Raw genomic sequence first — 18,953 nt, 5'->3', positions numbered from 1 at the left:
GAACCGTCCGCCCGCACCGACAACGCCGGATCGATGTCCACCCAACCACCGGCCCTACGCACCCGGTGCGGCTGCACATACGTCGTCGCCACCAACCTGCCGTCCGGCTGCGCGACCACATCAACGGTCTCGGACCGCTTCGAGGCCACCTCGACCGGCTTCCCGGTCCGCCTCGCCTCCACAACCGCCGACTGCTCGGCTCCGTCGGCAGCAGCCGCGTCGGAGCTCCCGGCAGTGCTCGCCGAGGCGCTCCCCGACGACCTGCTCGGCGCTGCCTCCGCGGCGGATGCCACCGCCGGAAGAACGCTCGATCCTATGAGCGCGCCCACGGCGACACTCCCCGCCAGCCAGCCACGTGCTGACCGTCTCCATCGGCTGTCCGCCACTGCTCTCCCAGTCCTGACTTCTCATCATTTTTTAAGACAGGGCGGATCTTCGTAGACCCATCGATTCACCGTCAACCGACATTGCGACCACCATGACTACCCCCACTGACATGCCATCGACTAAACGCGCATCAGGCTCACCAAAAGCGGACATCTCGACAGACCGGACCGTGACGCACGCCACAACCTTGCTCCCTTCTCCCCGGCTCCCCGCCGGGCCCCGTCGCCCCGTAGCCACCGCGAGACCAGGCTCACGCCGCGCCCCGCCCCGCAGCTCGGCGAGGCCCGGTAGGCTGCCGCTGCCACCCCGTCCGACCTGCGAGGAGTCCCCTTTGGCCAGCGTTTCGGTGCCGGAGCCGGCGATCACCGTGGTGGGGATCGGGGCCGACGGCTGGGTCGGGCTGTCCGAGGTCGCACGGCAGGCGTTGCGGGCGGCGGAGGTGGTGCTCGGCGGGCCGCGCCAGCTGGAGCTGCTGCCGCCGGAGGTCGCCGCCGAGCGGGTCGGGTGGCCCTCGCCGCTGCGCCCGGCCGTCCCCGGGCTGCTGGCCGCGCACCGCGGCCGCGGGCTGGCGGTGCTGGCCAGCGGCGACCCGATGTTCTTCGGCATCGGCCGCACCCTGGCCGAGCTGGCCGGACCGGACGCGCTGCGCGTGCTGCCGCACCCGTCCGCCGTCTCGTACGCCTGCGCCCGGCTGGCGTGGCCGCTCGAGGAGACCGAGGTGGTCAGCCTGGTCGGCCGGCCGCTGGACTCCCTCACTTCCGCGCTGCACCCCGGCCGCCGCGTGCTGGTGCTGAGCGCCGACGCCGCGACCCCGGCCCGGGTGGCCGCGCTGCTGGTCGAGCGCGGCTTCGGGCCGAGCCCGCTGCGGGTATTGGAGCAACTCGGCGGCCCGGCCGAGCGGCAGCTGGACGGCACCGCGGCACACTGGCCGCACCCGCCCGGCGACCCGCTGAACGTCATCGCCGTCGACTGCGCGGCCGAGCCCGGCCGTCCCCGCACCCAGCTGGTGCCCGGCCGGCCCGACGCCGCCTTCGAGAGCGACGGCCAGCTGACCAAGCGGCACGTGCGGGCCGCCACCCTGGCCTCGCTGGCCCCGGCGCCGGGCGAGCTGCTCTGGGACGTCGGCGGCGGCTCCGGCTCGATCGGCATCGAGTGGCTGCGCGCGCACCGCGACTGCCGGGCGGTGGCGGTGGAGCGGGACCAGGCGCGGGCCGAGCGGATCACCCGCAACGCGGCCGCACTCGGGGTGCCCCGGCTCCAGGTGGTGACCGGTGCGGCGCCCGCCGCACTGGCCGGCCTGCCCACCCCGGACGCCGTGTTCATCGGCGGCGGCCTGACCGCGCCCGGGCTGCTGGAGGCCTGCTGGACGGCGCTCCCGGTGGGCGGGCGGCTGGTCGCCAACACCGTGACGCTGGAGTCGGAGGCGCTGCTCACGCAGTGGTACCGGCGGCACGGCGGTGAGCTGCTGCGGCTCGCAGTGGCGCACGCGGTGCCGGTCGGCGGCTTCACCGGCTGGCGGCAGGCGATGCCGGTCACGCAGTGGTCGGTGGTCAAGGCTCCGGTGGACGACGCATCGGTGGTCGAGGTTTCGGATCAGGGAGAGCAGCAGTGACCGTCTACTTCATCGGGGCCGGCCCCGGCGCCGCCGACCTGATCACCGTGCGCGGCCAGCGCACCCTGGCGGCCTGCGGGGTGTGCCTGTACGCCGGCAGCCTGGTGCCGCGCGAGCTGCTGGCCGAGTGCCCGCCGGACGCCCGGCTGGTCGACACCGCGCAGCTCAACCTGGACCAGATCGTCACCGAGATCACCGCGGCCCACGAGCGCGGCCAGGACGTGGCCCGGCTGCACTCCGGCGACCCGTCGGTGTTCAGCGCGGTGGCCGAGCAGATGCGACGCCTGGACGCGGCCGGCATCCCGTACGAGGTGGTGCCCGGTGTGCCCGCCTTCGCGGCCGCGGCGGCAGCGCTGAAGCGGGAGTTGACGGTGCCGACGGTCGGCCAGACGGTGATCCTCACCCGGGTCGCCCGGCAGGCCACCCCGATGCCCGAGGGCGAGGACCTGGCCACCCTGGGCCGCAGCGGCGCGCTGCTGGTGCTGCACCTGGCGACCCGGTACGTGGAGAGCGTGGTCGAGGAGCTGCTGCCGCACTACGGCGCCGACTGCCCGGCCGCCGTGGTGGCGATGGCCAGCCGCCCGGAGGAGCTGGTGCTGCGCGGCACCCTCGGTGACATCGCCGGTCAGGTGAAGGAGGCCGGGGTGCTGCGCACCGCGGTCATCCTGGTCGGCCGCACGCTGGGCGCCGAGCAGTTCCGGGACAGCCACCTGTACTCGGCCGAGCGGGAGCGCCCGCACGAGCCCTGCGCCTGATGCCGCGCCACGTCCTGATCCTGGGCGGCACCACCGAGGCCCGGCAGCTGGCCGGGGAGCTGGTGGCCGATCCGGATCTGCGGGTGACCAGTTCGCTGGCGGGGCGGGTGGCCGAACCGCGGCTGCCCGCCGGGGAGGTGCGGATCGGCGGTTTCGGCGGCCCGGTCGGGCTGGCCGACTGGCTGCGGGAGCACCGGGTGGACGCGCTGGTCGACGCCACCCACCCGTTCGCCGAGGGCATCAGCCGCAACGCGGCAGCGGCGGCGGCCGACACCGGCGTGCCTCTGCTGGCGCTGCGCCGCCCCGGCTGGGCGCCGGTGGCGGGCGACGACTGGCGCCCGGTCGGCTCGCTGGCCGAGGCGGCCGCCGCGCTGCCCGCGCTCGGCCGCCGGATCTTCCTCACCACCGGCCGCCAGGGGCTCTCCCACTTCGCCTGCTTGCGCGAACTCTTCTTCCTGGCCCGCTCGGTGGACGCCCCCGAGCCGCCGCTGCCGCCCCGGCTGGCGGTGCTGCTGGACCGGGGCCCGTTCACCCTGGACGGTGAGCGGGCGGTGCTGCGGGAGCACCGGATCGACGTGCTGGTGACCAAGGACAGCGGCGGGGCGGCCACCGCCCCGAAGCTGGCGGCCGCCCGCGAACTGGGCCTGCCCGTGGTGCTGGTCCGCCGCCCGGAGCCCCCGGCCGGCCTGCCCACCGCCCCCGATCCGGCGGGAGCGGTGGCCTGGCTGGCACAGCTCAGGCGCTGATCGCGGCGCCCTGGAGGTGGTCGAGCGCGGCGGACAGCGCCTGGTCGGCCGGGACGGCGATGCCCGGGATGACGCCGACACCCTCCCAGTTGGTGCCGGTGACCGGGTTGATCGAGCGGGCGGTCGGCACGGTCACGGTGATGTGCGGGGTGACGGGGTACCGATCGGTGGGGTGCGCCCCGCCCTTGGTGGTCTCGCCGACCAGGGTGGCCCGCTGCTGGGTCTGCAGGTTGTAGGCGATCTCCTCACCGCCGGAGAAGGTGGTCGCGCTGGTCAGCACGTACACCGGGCGGTCGAGGTAGCGCGGGGCCGGCAGGTGGGTAGAGGTCCAGAACTGCTGGGTGCGGCCGCTGGCCCGGTCGTAGATGTCGTTGAGGTGGACGCTGCCGTCGGCGAAGAAGTAGCTGCACCAGAGCGCCACGCCCTCCGGCGAGCCACCCCGGCAGTTGCGCAGGTCGAGCATCAACGCGTCGGTGTGGGAGAGCAGTTGCATCGCGGCGGCGAAGACCGGGGCGCCGCCGGCCGGGGTGGCGACCAGCCGCAGGTCGAGGTAGCCGATGTTGCCCTCCAGCCGCTCGACCTTTTGGACCCCGAAGTTCTCGGCCCGGCAGAGCGCCTCGAACCGGGTGTCCGCCTCCGGGTCCTCCTCCATCGACTGCGGCTCGTCGCTCCAGAGCAGCCGCAGGTGCTTGTCCGGGCAGACCTGCTGCAGGTGGCCGGTGACGGCGGTGCACAACTCGGTCTCGCTCAGGGCGTCGTACTCGCCGGTGGAGAGGCGGCGGCGGATCTCGGCGTCGACCTCGACGGCGCGGTCGGGGAACACGTAGCCGGCGGTGATCCGGGCGAGCGCGTCCTCGAGTATGGCGTGATGGGTTGTCATGGGCCGGATGCTAACGCGCGGGCCCGACCCCGTAGGAATCATTTCGGGGCCGGGCCGGGAGCCTGCGTGCGCGCTCGGGTCGGTGCGCTCGGGTCAGCGCGCCGCGGCGGCGGCCGCGAAGCCGTTCACCCAGAGCGAGTTGACCCGGTTCTTCTCGGTGGTGTTCGGGTACGGGTTGGTGCAGGAGGTGCCCGGGCCGCCGCCGGACATCAGCTCGCTGCACGGGCCGGAGTAGTGGTCCGGCAGGCCGAGCACGTGGCCGGTCTCGTGCGCGACCACCCGCAGCGAGGCGTACTGCTGGTTCTGCCGGTAGTCCAGGAAGACGTAGCCGCTGCCGTGGCCGTCGGTGCTGGCGTACGAGCCGCGCGAGTCGTTGCCCTCGTAGTAGCGGAAGTCCGCGTTGGTGCCGCTGCGCAGCTGCACGTTGCGCACCGAGCTGTTCCAGATCGAGGCGCTGTTGGCGATCGTGGTGCGGAAGGTCGGCGCGCTGCTGGCGTCGTAGGTCACGGTGACGGCCTGGAGGAAGGGGTTGGCGGCCTTCTTGGCCAGCGCCGACTTCATCACGGCCTCGTAGAACGCCTGGTTGTTGGCCTTCTCCTCGGCCGAGCCGGTGTAGGAGGAGGCGACGTAACCCTGCTGGGGTGCGGAGTCGACGGTCGCCGCGGACGCGGGCACGGCGGCGATGCCGGCGGCCAGGGCGAGGCCGACGGCAGCGGTCAGCGACAGGACGGAACGCTTCATGTGGGGGTACTCCGTTCGCGAGTCCCACGGCGGTTGGGGGCGCCGCGGAACACCGGGTGAACTGGTGATGCACAGAGCTTCGGCCAGCCGGGCACGGCTGCGGAGGATGCCAACCGGCGATAGCACGGCCCAATACCCCTGGTGGGAGGTGGAGTTCCCGCAGCTGGGAGCGCCGGTCTCGGCATCTGACATGGCCCTGGCAAAGATTTGGCCGGTTCGTTATGCTCCCTTTGTGGAGCTCGACGTGAGACACCTGCGCGTGCTGTGCGCCATCGCGGACACCGGCAGCGTACGGAAGGCGGCACTGCAGCTCGGCATGACCCAGCCCGCCCTCTCCACCCAGCTGCACCGCATCGAACGGACCATCGGCGGGCGCCTGTTCCACCGTCAGCAGACCGGCAGCCAACCCACCCCGCTCGGCCACTCGGTGCTGTCGCGAGCCCGGCCGATCGTCACCGAGATGGCCACCCTGGTCACCGCCGCCCGCCAGGAGGCCGCCGGGGCCGAGCAGCGGCAGCTGCGGATCGGCAGCGTCGGCAGCCGCGCGGTACCGGCCTGGCTGCGCAAGGTGCACGACCGACTGCCGGACACCGACACCACCATCCACATCGACATCTCGGCCATCGCCCTGTTACGCATGATCGCCGCCGACCAGCTGGACATCGCCTTCGTGCACGAGAGCGAGGGCTTCCCGCTGCGGGTGCCGGCCGACACCGAGCAGCGGGTGCTGATGGGGCGCGAGCCGCAGTTCCTGGCGCTGTCGGTGCGTCATCCGGCGGCCGTCCAGCCGGTGGTGCGGCTGGCCGACCTGGCCGAGGACACCTGGATGGTGGACCCGACGGCGGACCACGAGTACGCGGCCATGCGGCGGGTGTTCTCCGGCGCGGGGCTCGACCCGCGGGTGCTGCAGATCCGCGACAACGCCACCGCCGCCGAGCTGGTCGCCTCCGGCGAGGCCGTCCGCCCCTGCCAACCCACCTCTGTCCCCGTCCCCGGCACCGTCGTCCGCCCCCTGTACGGCGACCCCCTCGGCGTCCGCCTCCTGCTCACCTGGCGCACCGGCGCCCTGGCCACCCCCGTCCTGGACGCCCTCTACGCCGACCTCTGCACGGCGTACCTCGACCTGGCCCGGGCCAACCCGACGTACCTGGCCTGGCTGCTCCGGCACAACCGCTCCCTGCCCCACCTCCTGGGGCCGACCGGGCCCTCGCCCAACTGAGCGCCCGGCCGGCGGGCGGGAACGCAGCGGGGCCGGACCGGCGCAGTGACCCGCGTCGATCCGGCCCCGCTGCTGGGGTGCTGCGTCAGCTGGTGGTGATCAGGTTGGTGGTGTTGTACCAGGAATCGGTGGGCTTGGCACCGGGGTTGCCCGAGATGGCAACCCCGGCGACTCCGACAGCCCTCTGGTCGATCTCGGTCCAGTTGCCATCGTTCGTGCGCATCTGCCAGAAGGCTTTGCGATCGTTGAGGAGGAGGGCGAACTGGACGCTTCCATCAGGGTCGCCGACCGCGGCGACGGCGGTGACCCTGCCGATGCCGACCGAGTTGAATCCGCTCCATGAGCCGCCCGCATAGCGCTCCTGGTGGTACTCGGAGCCGTTGACGACGGACACGAAGTGGGTACTCCCATCGGTCACGCCTGCAGCCGCGACGGCGGTGACGCCGGAGTTGCCGAGTTGGTTGAAGGTGCTCCAGGTACCGTCCTTGTACCGCGCCTGGTGATATTCGACGCCGCCGATCACGGCCATGAGCTGGGAACTTCCATCGGTGTACCCGCCTGCGGCGGCGATGGCGGTGACGCCGGTGCCACTGGTGGGAGGGATGTCGTCCTTGCTCCAGCCCGACGCGTTGTTCCAGGTCTGGTGACGCAGGCGGCCTCCGGCGATCGAGAGGACCTGTACCCGCTCCGGAGTGTTGGAGGTCGCGGTCGAGGCGATGGCCGTGATGGCCGTGATATCGGTGACGTCGACTCCGTCACTGCCGCTCGTGGGGATGAGAGTCCGTGTGCTCCAGGTGCCGTTCGCGTAGTGCCACTGGGCGTACTCCTTCCCCCCGGCGAGGGTGATGTAGACCGTGTCGCCGTTCGCGAGGAGAACCGCGTTCACCTGCGAGGTGTCAGGCACGAAGGCAATCGGGTCCGCGCTGGACCAGATGCCGGCGGCCGAGCGGGTGAGCTGGTTCTGGGCGCCGCCGAGGGCCTTGGCGTAGGTGCGAAGGCCGGCGATCTGACCGTTGTAGCGGGCGGTCTGCTGTGCCTGGTACTTGTAGCCGCTTACCCGGGTCGGACCGGTGCTGGCGATCCGGGCGGTGTGTGCGGCGGTCCCCTGCAACTGGCCGTCGATGTACAGGTACATGGTGCTGTTGGATGCGTTGAACGTCACGGTGACGTGCGCCCAGACGCCGAAGGTGACGGGTGAGCCGCCGACCAGGTCGTACGACCAGGAGTTGTCGTCGCTGTCGTTGTTGCTCATCCCGAAGCGCCAGGTGTTCTCGGCATAGATGATGAAGCTGGACGAGTGCGCCGCGTCCTGGGAGGCGACGACACCGCCGTAGTTGGTGGGTTTGGCCCACAGGTCGACGGTGAAGCTCTTGGTGGTGTCGACGGCGGGGCCGGTGGTGGCGATCGTTCCGGTGCCCGCGCTGTCGGGCGTCAGCTTGGTCTGGACGACGGCCGTGTTGACGAGCGCATCGGGGCTGTAGAGGTCACCACCGTGGCCCACCACGGCGCTGGCGGAGCCGAAGTTGGGGAGGGTACCGCTGGCGGTCATGTTCTGGGCGCCGGCCGAGTCCTTGGCCGTTCCGAGGGCCGCATTGGCATCGGCGTCGTTGAACTGCCAGGTATGGGTGGGGGCGGTGAGGTTCTGGCTGGTCTGCGGGGTGAGGGTGGCGCCGTTGAAGAGGTAGGCGGTGGCATCCCCGTTGCTGCTCACGGCCCAGAGGTCCACGGTGCCGTTGCGGTCGATGTCCGCTGCCTGGAGCACGGGCTTGCTCGTTGCGTCCCAGCCGCTGGAGGCGACCTTCACAGGGATGACGGGGGTTCCCATCGGCAGGTCGAGAAGGTTCTGAGGGCTGTAGTAGTACAGCTGGCCGCCGACGTCATCGCGGGCGAAGAGCGCCGGTAGGCCGTTGATCAGTGTGCTCGCGACGGACCAGCCGGCCCAACTCCCGCTGCCGGCAGGGTTGGTGTCGGACAAATCGATCGCACTGGAAGTGCCGGTGAAGAGGGCGGCGGATCCGGAGGCGGCCTCCACCTGGAGGGAGCCGTCAAGGACGAGCAGCAGACCGGGGAATTGTCCCAGGGGATCGCCGTTGAGCGTGTTGTAGAGATTACCTGCGTTGGCGACGCTGCTTGCCTTGGAGCCGGAGCCGGAGGTGAACGCCTTGTCGAGAATGTCCGCCGCGGCGCCGGAGACAGGCGACAGGACGGATCCGTCACCGTTTCCGTTCAGGAGAGTGCCGGCACCGGTCTGGTGGTTGTAGGCGAGGACGTCGTTGAAACCACCGCCCGAGGCGAAGTGACCGACGACAGTCTGGAGACCGTTCCAGTCGCCAGGGCTTCCGTTGGTGTTGATCGCCGTGCCTCGCACCCCGATGTTGGTCGCGAGCGCGTTCAACGAATTGGCTGCGGTCCCTTGGGCAAGCCACAGACCAGCTGGCAGCGATGCCTGATTCCCGACGACCACGAGGTCGGCGTGGCCGGTGCCGGTGAGGTCGTTCTCCAGCGCAGTGGCCGGGGCAGTGGCATTGATCGGCTGTATCGCGGTGTCACCGATGTTGCCACCGGCCGAGAGCGCGGTAACTGTCAGGTTGTTGGCGCCACGCGTCGGTGTGACGGGAAAACCCGCTGCGGCCATGCTCGGGCTGACCGGGACCGGGGCCGCGCCGTTGAGTTGGTACAGGTAGCCCGAGGGAGCCGGGCCGGTGGCATTCGGGATGATATGGAACGTCGCCGGGGTCCCAACCGTGTAAACCGCAGGATTCGGGGGAACGATCTGCGGCTGGCCCGGGACGGTGGGGTCGAAGGTGAACCTGCAGGTCGCACTGGTGGGACTGTTCTGCGACCCGTCGCTGGTGAAGACGTTCCAGGAGAACGTGGTGGGAACGCCACCGGCTTTCTCGACCAGGGTCGCACGGTCGATGACCATGGAGGCCGTGGTGCCCGAGGTCGCGAACAGCGTCGAGGTGGTGGTGGACTTCAGCGCGGCACCGGTGGCTGTGTTGACGGCGGTGAACGCCACGCCGAGCACTCCCCCGTCGGGGTCGCTGACACCGGCGTAGAGGGTCACATCACCATTGCCTACGGCGGTGGGAGGGTTGGACGCGCAGGTGGTGCCGGGCGAGGTGGTCAGCGGGTTGGGCGTGGCGGGGGTGTGGTTGTAGGTGGTGGACATGAACATCGAGGAGGGCTGGAACTTCTTCCAGGCGTACTTGTCCGACTCGTCCGAGGCCCGCAGGCCGAGGTTGACCGTCGACCAGGAGCTGTCAGCCGCCTGCTGCATCAGGGATTTGGTGTTGAAGCCGACGGACGCGGCGGGGCAGCCGTCATAGCCGTTGGCGACGTTCCGGGTGTCGAGCCTGCTGTTCCAGCCCGGCTGGTTGTTCCACGTGGTGGAGGAGGAGATGACCGCTTGGTTGGTTGCCCCGACCGACCAGAGCTCCACATTTTTCGCATTGCAGGAAGGCGCCGTGGTCTCCGTCGCGTAGAACTGGGAGTCAATGACGGCGGCACCATAGATGCTGGGCGGCACCGACATCTGGGCGAATGCCCGACCGACGAAGAAAGGGGATTCCCAGCCGTTGTACCCGACGCGAAGGCCCGTGGCGTCCGAGGTGTGCAGGTAGTTGGTGGTAGGAAAGTGGGAGTTGACGTAGGTCCACTGCTGGACCGAGCCGCCGCCGGCGGAGTACGTCGGGTCGATGTAGAGCGGCCAGACGGTGTTCTGGCCGGACAGCAACGCCGGGTCCGGTGTGAGCGTGATGACGCTGTTTGCGTAGGTCGCCTTCAGCGGAGCCGTGTGAGCGGTGGCCCCAGGCTCCGCCGCACTTGAGCGGGCCGGGCTTCCGGAGTGCGCGTCGAGCAACTTGCCGGTGCGAGGTTCGGTGACGGTGGGCGCTGCGGTGTCGACGGCGGAGTCCCAGACGCCCTCGACAGGCGCGGGGGCGGAGAAGACCACCTTGCCGTGCGGGTCCTTGGCCACGATGTTGCCGGCCGCATCTGCGGCGAGGTCCACACCCGTCGTCCTCGTGGTGAACGCGAGCGACTTGAGGGCCGGGTTGGCCGCGGCGACCGCGTCCTTGACCACGAGGACCTCGGAGAAGCCGCCCTGCGGATCTGCGGTGACCTTCAGATCGACACCCGTCATCAGGCCGTACGTGGCCGTCGGCCCGTCGAGGGCCGGGGCGGGCAAGGCCTTGGCCAGTGAGTCCGGCAGCGTGACGGCGAGCGACCGACCACCGGTCTTCATGACGGCCAGTGACCCGCCACCCCCCTTCGAGAGGGTGAGGTCACTCGTGGTCAGGGCAGGTCCTATGGAGCCGTCGGCGCGCTTCAACAACGTGGCGTCCAGCGGCTTCCACCCGCCGTCCTTGAACTTGCGCACCGGAGTGAGCGCCTGGTTCAGGGTGAAGGTCCCATTGGGGTTGGCCGTGAGTTGGTCGGTCACCGTGGTAGCCGCGTCCACCGAGACGGCCTTACCGGTGGTGCGGGCCCGGGCGGAGGCCTGGTCGGCCGTCAGCGTGACTCCGGGAGCAGGCGACGGGGAGTCGGCTCGCGCGGCAGGTACAGCCAGAGCGCTGAGCGTCATCGCGGTCAGCGCCCCGGCGAGTCCCGCCGCGAGCGCGCGGGTCGGTGATGTAGGTGCTGGCACGGGAAGGAGTCCGCCTCTCGCTGTGAGTGTCGTCTTTCGGCTGCCTGCGGCAGCTTCGAGGGAAGAGTTGCACGTCAGATGCCATGCCTCGAAAGAGATTCCCCGCGCCACAACCGCTTCCCGAGGGCATAACTGACGCTATGTCGGAAATATGGCTCGAGAAATTGGTAAAGGTTTTGCCAAATGGGGACGGTGGCTCGGACTCGAGGTGGCTGCCCCACCGCCCTCCATGCGGCACAACCGAGCCTCAAGGTACTGAAGTCGTGCCAACTGGGCCTTCATGGGACATTGCTGGATCTATACCGAATTTGGGGCACGGCCTCCAGGTAAAGCTTTCATCAAAGCTGCAGGTGAAATGCCATCGCATGGTGATGCTCCGTCAGAGGGGTCTGCGATAGTCGGCTCACCGGCGGTGATCACGCCGGTGCTCCGTGCTGCCCACGCGCAGCTGACGACAGAGGTGCCCACGCGCCATGCGCATACCCGTCGACGACCGTCGACCACGCAGTCTCCGTAAATCGTCCTCCTCGACGCGCTCCTGGCTGCCCTTCATATCCGCCACAGCTCTGCTCTCGGCTCTGATGACAGCCCCTGCCTATGCCGTCCCCATGAGCGGAGGGTCGCTACCGCCGGCACCGTCCGCCAAGGCTGTCCAGGGAGTGCACAACCTCACTCTGAAGCCGAGTCAGGCACCCGGCGGCGAAGCCCGCAAGACCTATACGCCACGCGCCACTGTCTGGCCAAAGGCGGCCAGCGGCAGTGCGCACGTCGCCGCTCCCACGGCCGATGCCGACGGTGCGAAGCAGGACGTGAGCGGTACCCCGGTGTGGGTCCAGGCCGAGAAGTCCGCCGCCGGCAGCTACCAGGGGCCCGACGAGGTCGGCGTCAGTGTGCTGGACCGCCAGAAGTCGACCGACCTCGGAGTCTCCGGGGTGCTCTTCACCGTCAAGCCCACCTCGGCTGGGCAGGGCAGCGTCAGGGTGGGCGTCGACTACTCCGCCTTCGCAGAGGCCTACGGTGGTAATTACGCCTCCCGCCTCCACCTGGTCTCGCTGCCGGCTTGCGCTCTGACCACGCCGGAGGTCGCGGCGTGCCGGGTACAGACCCCGCTCGCCACCCAGCGGGATGCGAAGACGGCATCGCTCTCCGCCAAGGTCGATCTCGGCGCACCCACCGCCGCCAAGACCTCCGCCGCGGAGGACACCGGCCGGGCCGTTCCCGCCACCTGGTCCGGGGGGACGACGACCGCCCTCCAGGCCTCCACCGCAGGAGCACCGCAGGTGCTGGCCGCCACGGACTCCGCCGGCCAGGAAGGCGGTGCGACCGGCAACTACGCGGCCACCCCCCTCGCGCCGATCGGCAGCTGGACGGGAGGCGGCAACAGTGGTTCGTTCACCTATGCCTACGCCGTCGAGACCCCCGGCGCCTCGACGTCGCTGACGCCCAAGGTCTCGCTGGGCTACGACTCGGCCGCCGTGGACGGCAAGACCGCCTCCACCCAGGCCCAAGCCTCCTGGGTAGGCGACGGCTGGTCCACGCCGGACTCCTACATCGAACAGACCTTCACCTCCTGCGCCGACAAGCCGGAAGGCACCGCGTCACCGTCCGAGACCAATGACGAGTGCTACGCCGGCCCGATCCTGACCCTGTCGCTCAACGGCGCTTCCTCGGCCCTGGTCTGGGACGCGGCGAAGTCCGTGTGGAAGCCGGTCAACGACAACGGCGAGAAGATCACCCACGTCACCGGCTCCAACAACGGCACCGGCACCTACAACACCGACTACTGGACGGTCACCGACCGCTCGGGCACGGTGTACTCCTTCGGCCTCAATCAGGTGCCCGGCTGGGCCTCCGGCAAGCCGGTGACCAACTCGGTCGACTCCATGCCGGTGTACTCCTCGCACCCGGGCGACCCCTGCTACAACGCCGCAGGCTTCAGCTCGTCGGCATGCACCATGGCCTACAAGTGGCACCTGGACTACGCCAAGGATGTCCGTGGCGGGGCCATGTCCTACTGGTACACCCAGGACACCAACTTCTACGGCCAGAACAACGGCGCCACCAACACCAAGTACGTCCGGGACTCCTACCTGGCACGGATCGACTACGGCTTCCAGGACGGCGGGGCCTACGACACCGTTCCCGACCAGATCGCCTTCTCCACCGGGGCACGCTGCACCGCGGCGACCTGCGATCCGATCTCGGCGTCGAACGCGGGTACGCAGTACCCCGATGTGCCGTTCGACCTGATCTGCAACAGCGGAGCGGCCTGCACCTCGCACTCGCCGGCCTTCTTCTCCACCGTGCGTCTCAAGCAGATCGCCACGAGCCAGTACTCGGTCGCGGCGGGCAAGTACCTTCCGGTGGACACCTACGACCTGACGCAGTCCGAGCCACCGACCGGCGACGGAAACTCGCCCACCCTGTGGTTGGCCTCCGTCACCCGCACCGGTAGCGACAACACCGGCGGCGGCCCCAGCGGCCCGACCGCGCTACCGCCCACCGTCTTCGGTGGAACGACGATGCAGAACCGTGTCGACACGACCAACTTCCCGGGCATGTTCCGCTACCGACTCACGTCGATCACCAGCGAGCTCGGCGCGGTCACCGGCATCACCTACGGCCTGCCCAACCCCTGTACCCCCGCCTCCATCGCGTCCGCGGACCCGTCCACCAACACGGCTTCCTGCTACCCGGTGAGCTGGACGCCGCCGTTCTACAGTGCCCCGATCACCGACTGGTTCCAGAAGTACGCAGTGACCCAGGTCCTCGAAGCCGACCAGACCGGCGGGGAGACGCCCACGCCCAAGGCCCCCACCAAGGCCACCACCTACAGCTACGGCGGCGGCGCGGCCTGGCACTACGACGACAACGAGGTCGTCCAGCCGAAGTACCGCACCTGGGGCCAGTTCCGCGGCTACGCCAGCGTCGCCGTGCGTACCGGTGACGGCGCCAACGACCGCAAGACCCTGAACACCACCAGCTACTACCGCGGTATGGACGGTGACTACCTCACCCCCACCACCACCCGCACCGTGACCGTCACGGACTCCCAGGGCGGCACCCACGCCGACAGCGACAAGCTGTCCGGCAGCCAGCTGGAAGCCACCATCTACAAGGGCGACGGCGGCGCCGTCGAGAGCCTGACCATCTCGTCGTACTGGATCTCGCCGGCCACCGCCACGCGCAATCGCACCGGCCTGCCCGCGCTCAAGGCCACCGCGGTCAAGGACGCCGAGACCTACACACGGCAGGCCGTCACGTCCTCCGGCACCACCACCTGGCGGGTCGGCGAGACGAACAACAGCTACGTCGCGGACCCGGCCGATGTGAACTTCGGTCTCCCGACCACCTCGTACAGCCACACGGTGCCGGCTGTCGCCGCCTACGACCGGTGCACCACCTCCACCTACACGCCCGCGAACACCACCCTCAACCTGGTCGGCCTGGTGGCCTCCCAGGAGAGCGTGTCGGTGGCCTGCGACGGCTTCACCGAAGGCGCCGCCGCATCCGTCCCCGCCGGGTACAACACCCTGACCGCGCCGGTCGGGGTGAACCGCCCCGCGCAGGTGATCTCCGCGACCCGCACCTCCTACGACGACGCCACCTTCGACACCGTCTTCCCGCAGACCCAGCCGCCGTCGGTCGGCAACGCGACCATGGTGCGCACGGCCGTCGACCACACCGCAGGCGCCTACAGCTGGGTGACCAGCAAGCGCACCACCTACGACGCCTACGGGCGTCCCCTGATCGCCTACGACGGCAACGGCAACGCGACGACCACGGCCTACACGGTCGACGCCGTCGGTCTGACCACCGGTAGCAAGGTCACCAACGCCAAGAACCAGAGCGTCAGGACGACCCTGGCGCCGGCTCGCAAGCTCACCCTCACCGCGACCGACGCCAACGGCGTCACGGCGACGAGCCAGTCCGACGCACTCGGCCGGCTCACCGCCGTGTGGACCGACAACCGGTCCAGCCCGGCACCGGCCAACATCAAGTACTCCTACACCGTCTCCTCGATCCTGTCGGGTGTCACCACCAACAAGCTGAACGAGCAGCTCGGGTACGCGACCTCGGTGACGCTCTACGACTCGCTCGGACGGGTGCGGCAGACCCAGGCGCCGACCCCGCAGGGCGGCCGCCTGATCACCGAGTCGTTCTACGACTCACGGGGCTGGGTCCGCAAGGCGAACTCCGCCTACTGGGACTCCGCCTCCCTGCCCTCGCTGTCGATCGCCTCGGCGCAGGACTCGCAGATCCCCAACCAGCAGGTCACCACCTACGACGGCCTCGGCCGCGCGGTGCGGGTCGACTCCCTGAAGTACTCGACCGTGCAGGAGTCCACCACCACCGTCTACGGCGGTGACCGCACCACCGTGGTGCCGCCGGCCGGCGGCACCGTGAAGACCACCGTCACCGACCCGCTGGGCCGCGCCGTCGAACTGGACGACTACACCGCCCGCCCCACCCTCACCCCGCCGGCCGACACCTTCACCGGCACCTACACCCTCACCGGCGGCACCAACCAGCCCATCACCTACGGCTTCGACGGCCACGGCAAGCAGAACACCGTCACCGCCAACGGCTCCACCTGGACCACCGGCTACAACCTGCTCGGCCAGGTCACCACCAAGAACGACCCCGACGCCGGCACCAGCACCATGCAGTACGACACCGCCGGCAACCTGATCCAGTCCACCGACTCCCGCGGCAAGACCGTCAGCTCCACCTACGACACCCTCAACCGCAAGAGCGCCACCTACGCCGCGCCGGCCACCACACAGAACAGCGGCAACCAGCTCGCCTCCTGGGTCTACGACAACGACAACAACGCCGTCGCCTCGATGGGCTACCCCATCGGCCACACCACCACCACCACCTCCTACAACGGCGGCGCCGCCTACGTCACCCAATCCCTCGGGTTCAACAAGTTCGGCGAATCCCTCGGCGACACCGTCACCATCCCCTCCACCACCGAAGGCACCCAGCTCGGCAAGCCCTACACCTTCAAACACGACTACACCACCAACACCGGCCTGCCCTACAGCGACGTGTTCCCGCTCGGCGCCGGCCTGCCCGCCGAAACCGTCCTGCACTCCTACGCCACCGCCCTCGACCTGCCCAACGGCCTCGCCACCGGCAGCTACGGCTACGCACAGGGCACCACCTACGACGCCTACGGACGGGTCAACCAGACCACCCTCGGCGCCCCCGGCAACCTCGGCTACATCAGCAACACCTACGACGACCACACCGGCCACCTGACCGACCAACTCGTCTCCCGCGCCACCACCGGCGCACCCAGCGACGTCGACAAGCAGCACTACGACTACGACAAGGCCGGCAACACCACCCGCCAGACCTCCACCCGACTCGGCACCACGACCGAGACCCAGTGCTACACCTACGACCAGCTCGACCGCCTCACCCAGGCCTGGACCGCCACCGACTCCTGCGCCGCCACCCCCACACCCACCGCCCACACCACCGTCGGTGACGCCATCGCCGGCGCCGCTTACTGGACCGACTGGACCTTCGACCCGCTGGGCAACCGCACCAGCCAGACCGAACACTCCACCACCGGCGGCACCGACACCACCACCAACTACACCTACAACGCCGACGGCAAGAACCAACCCCACACCCTCACCAGCGCCACCGGCGGCACCACCCTCCACTACGACACCGCGGGCAACACCACCACCCGCACCACCACCGCCACCGGCTCCCAGACACTCACCTGGGACGACGCCGGCCGCCTCACCACCATCACCGGCGGCACCGCCGGCAACACCTCCTACGTCTACGGCGCCGACGGCCAGGTCCTCCTCCAGAAGGACACCTCCACCACCGGCACCATCGCCACCCTCTACCTGCCCGGCCAGCAGATCACCCTCAACACCGCCACCGGCGCCACCACCGGCACCCTCACCGCCACCCGCTACATCCCCCTCCCCGGCGGCGGCACCACCGTCCGCACCGGCACCGCCACCAACTACCGCTTCGAGATCACCGACCCCCACGGCACCGCCGGCCTCATCCTCGACAACACCTGCCAAAACCCCACCTGGCGCCAGTTCACCCCCTACGGAGCCCCCCGCGGCACCACCACCACCTGGCCCGACAACCGCGGCTTCCTCAACGCCCCCACCAACACAGGAACCGGCCTCACCACCCTCGGAGTCCGCCAGTACGACCCCACCACCGCCCGCTTCATCAGCCCCGACCCCCTCTTCGACCCCAACGACGCCCAACAACTCGGCGGCTACAACTACGCCGCCAGCAACCCCGTCGCCAAGAGCGACCCCACCGGGCTCTTCAGCATGTGCCTGGACGACTGCCACGGACGCGCCGACCCCGCCCGCACCGGCACCCGCACCGACGCCGGCAACGGCGGAACCGCCGAGTACACCGACCACGGACCCGTCGACAGCAACGGCTGCAGCCCGCACTGCGGAGCAGCGAAGACGGACAAGAAGAAGCGCGGCTTCTTGGACGGTGTCGTGGACACGGGCCTCGGACTGCTCGTAGGTGCCGCCAAGCCGATCGGCGATGCGGGCGGTTGCGTGACGGGCAGCATCCGGTCATGCAGTGAATTGGCAGCGCTGACGGATCCGTTCACAATCGCGGTGAACACCGGCACCGGCGTGGTCGCGATGGGCGAGGAACTCAAGAACGGCGAGTACGCCTACTTCGGCGGCCAGGTCACCACCATGGTGGCCGTCGGCTTGATCACCAAGAAGCTCACGCCCGTGCCCGCACCAGCTGCCGCAGCTGCAGCAGAAGCGGGAGAAGCAGGCGTCTTCCGGTCCATTCTGTCCAGGTTGAGAGGCGCGGCGCGGGGCGACGGCGGATGCAGCTTCTCCCCAGAAACCCCTGTCCTCATGGGCGACGGCACCACTAAGCCGATCGCAGATGTAGCTGTGGGCGACCAGGTCGAGGCCGCCGACCCCGACACGGCAGTCCCCAGCGGACCCCACACTGTCACCGCCACCTGGCTCAACAACGATGACGACCTCATCGACCTCACCGTCCAGCCCGAGGGCGGAACCAGCGAAACCATCCACACCAACGCAATTCACCCATTCTGGGACGAAAACAGCCACTCATTCGTCCCCGCCGGGAAGCTGACGGTGGGCCACAACCTGCTGACCGACAAGGGCGCGCACGTCCTCATCACCGCGGTCAGCACAAGACCCGGCTCCGCCTACCTCCACAACCTAACGATCAACCACCTCCACACGTACTATGTGCTGGCAGGGGCCACACCAGTCCTCGTTCATAACTGTGGAGAAGCTGGCGAAGCAGTAGAAGCAGCGAGCGAGGCGGCAACGCCTCAAACGCTTTACCACTACACTACTGAAGACAGCGTGAAGGCCATCAGGGAGAGTCAGGAAATGTTTCCTTCCCTGAAGGCCAATAATCCAAAGGATGCCCGATATGGCGATGGTCAATATTTGACTGACGTAGCGCCCGGCACGAAGACACTGGGGCAGCTTTCAGCGGCATTCCTTCGGGTCCCTTGGGCTGGCCGGAAGTTTACGCACTACATCGAGATCGATGTGACGGGCCTCAATGTGGTCCAAGGGCGGCCAGGTGTGTTTGTGATCCCAAACAGTGGGAACCTGGACCTGACCGGGCGCATCGTGGGATCAGGAGCAAATTAGTCACGATGGAATACGTAAAGGTCGAATGGGCTCATGAATTCGAGGATGAGCCGGTGATGTATCTCAGCGAGATCGCGGAGGACCGGTACGAAACTCGGAAGGTCCAGATCTACCGCAGTGGGCGAATTGAGTGGGCGGATGAGGCTCATGAGACCGCCACGGCGGGCCTCTCGGAGGTTCCATTTCCGCCGCTGGAGGAGATTGATTCTCAGCCGGAGTTCACCGCTTCGCTTATCGAGGAAAGCGACTTCGAGTCGGCCTGGAATCGCGCAAAGATGATCGGATAATAAGCACC

At 69.3% G+C, this 18,953-nt stretch carries 9 protein-coding genes and 1 pseudogene; 6 read left to right on the top strand and 4 right to left on the bottom strand.

Annotation, left to right across the window (positions count from 1 at the left end; all coding sequences use genetic code 11):
- Positions 1-329: pseudogene (locus AB0K43_RS01875) on the bottom strand (hypothetical protein); the annotation flags it as partial.
- 389 nt (positions 330-718) lie between these two features.
- Here AB0K43_RS01875 and cbiE point away from each other — a divergent pair.
- The 3 genes from cbiE to AB0K43_RS01860 are packed head-to-tail and all read left to right on the top strand — an operon-like array spanning position 719 to position 3,500.
- Entirely contained in the window at positions 719-1,999 is a 1,281-nt protein-coding gene (gene cbiE, locus AB0K43_RS01870; RefSeq protein WP_363634671.1) for a precorrin-6y C5,15-methyltransferase (decarboxylating) subunit CbiE, read from the top strand.
- Complete coding sequence (gene cobM / locus AB0K43_RS01865; RefSeq protein WP_363634669.1) at positions 1,996-2,754, top strand: precorrin-4 C(11)-methyltransferase; 759 nt, start codon at positions 1,996-1,998, stop codon at positions 2,752-2,754. Before cbiE ends, cobM begins: the two co-directional genes overlap by 4 nt.
- Positions 2,754-3,500, top strand: a complete 747-nt coding sequence (locus AB0K43_RS01860) for a cobalt-precorrin-6A reductase (protein ID WP_363634667.1) — start codon at positions 2,754-2,756, stop codon at positions 3,498-3,500. Before cobM ends, AB0K43_RS01860 begins: the two co-directional genes overlap by 1 nt.
- On the opposite strand, the gene AB0K43_RS01855 is transcribed toward AB0K43_RS01860, so the two are convergent.
- Together AB0K43_RS01855 and snpA are read right to left on the bottom strand one after the other, a co-directional pair.
- A complete protein-coding gene (locus tag AB0K43_RS01855) occupies positions 3,490-4,380 on the bottom strand; it encodes a S41 family peptidase (RefSeq protein ID WP_363634665.1) in 891 nt (296 codons plus the stop codon). The two genes, AB0K43_RS01860 and AB0K43_RS01855, sit on opposite strands and share 11 nt — an antisense overlap.
- A gap of 93 nt (positions 4,381-4,473) precedes the next feature.
- Positions 4,474-5,121: a snapalysin gene (gene snpA, locus AB0K43_RS01850; RefSeq protein ID WP_363634663.1), complete on the bottom strand. Its 648-nt coding sequence runs from the start codon at positions 5,119-5,121 to the stop codon at positions 4,474-4,476.
- Between the two features lie 232 nt (positions 5,122-5,353).
- On the opposite strand from snpA, the gene AB0K43_RS01845 reads away from it, so the two are divergent.
- Positions 5,354-6,340 carry a LysR family transcriptional regulator gene (locus AB0K43_RS01845; RefSeq protein ID WP_363634661.1) on the top strand — a complete coding sequence of 329 codons (987 nt, stop codon included), beginning with the start codon at positions 5,354-5,356 and terminating at the stop codon, positions 6,338-6,340.
- Positions 6,341-6,425: 85 nt separating this feature from the next.
- Here the strand turns inward: AB0K43_RS01845 and AB0K43_RS01840 are convergent, their stop codons facing one another.
- Positions 6,426-10,925: a LamG-like jellyroll fold domain-containing protein gene (locus AB0K43_RS01840; protein WP_363634659.1), complete on the bottom strand. Its 4,500-nt coding sequence runs from the start codon at positions 10,923-10,925 to the stop codon at positions 6,426-6,428.
- 872 nt (positions 10,926-11,797) lie between these two features.
- Between AB0K43_RS01840 and AB0K43_RS01835 the strand changes: the two genes are divergently transcribed.
- Together AB0K43_RS01835 and AB0K43_RS01830 are read left to right on the top strand one after the other, a co-directional pair.
- Positions 11,798-18,658, top strand: a complete 6,861-nt coding sequence (locus AB0K43_RS01835) for an HYD1 signature containing ADP-ribosyltransferase family protein (RefSeq protein ID WP_363634657.1) — start codon at positions 11,798-11,800, stop codon at positions 18,656-18,658.
- Positions 18,659-18,663: 5 nt separating this feature from the next.
- Positions 18,664-18,945 (top strand): hypothetical protein, encoded by a 282-nt coding sequence (locus tag AB0K43_RS01830; protein ID WP_363634656.1) that lies wholly within the window; start codon positions 18,664-18,666, stop codon positions 18,943-18,945.
- The last annotated feature ends 8 nt before the right edge of the window (positions 18,946-18,953 follow it).

It is taken from the genome of Kitasatospora sp. NPDC049258 (assembly GCF_040678895.1).
Lineage (GTDB): Bacteria > Actinomycetota > Actinomycetes > Streptomycetales > Streptomycetaceae > Kitasatospora.
Note: the sequence above shows the minus strand (reverse complement) of the source record. Positions and strands in the feature narration are given on the sequence as shown.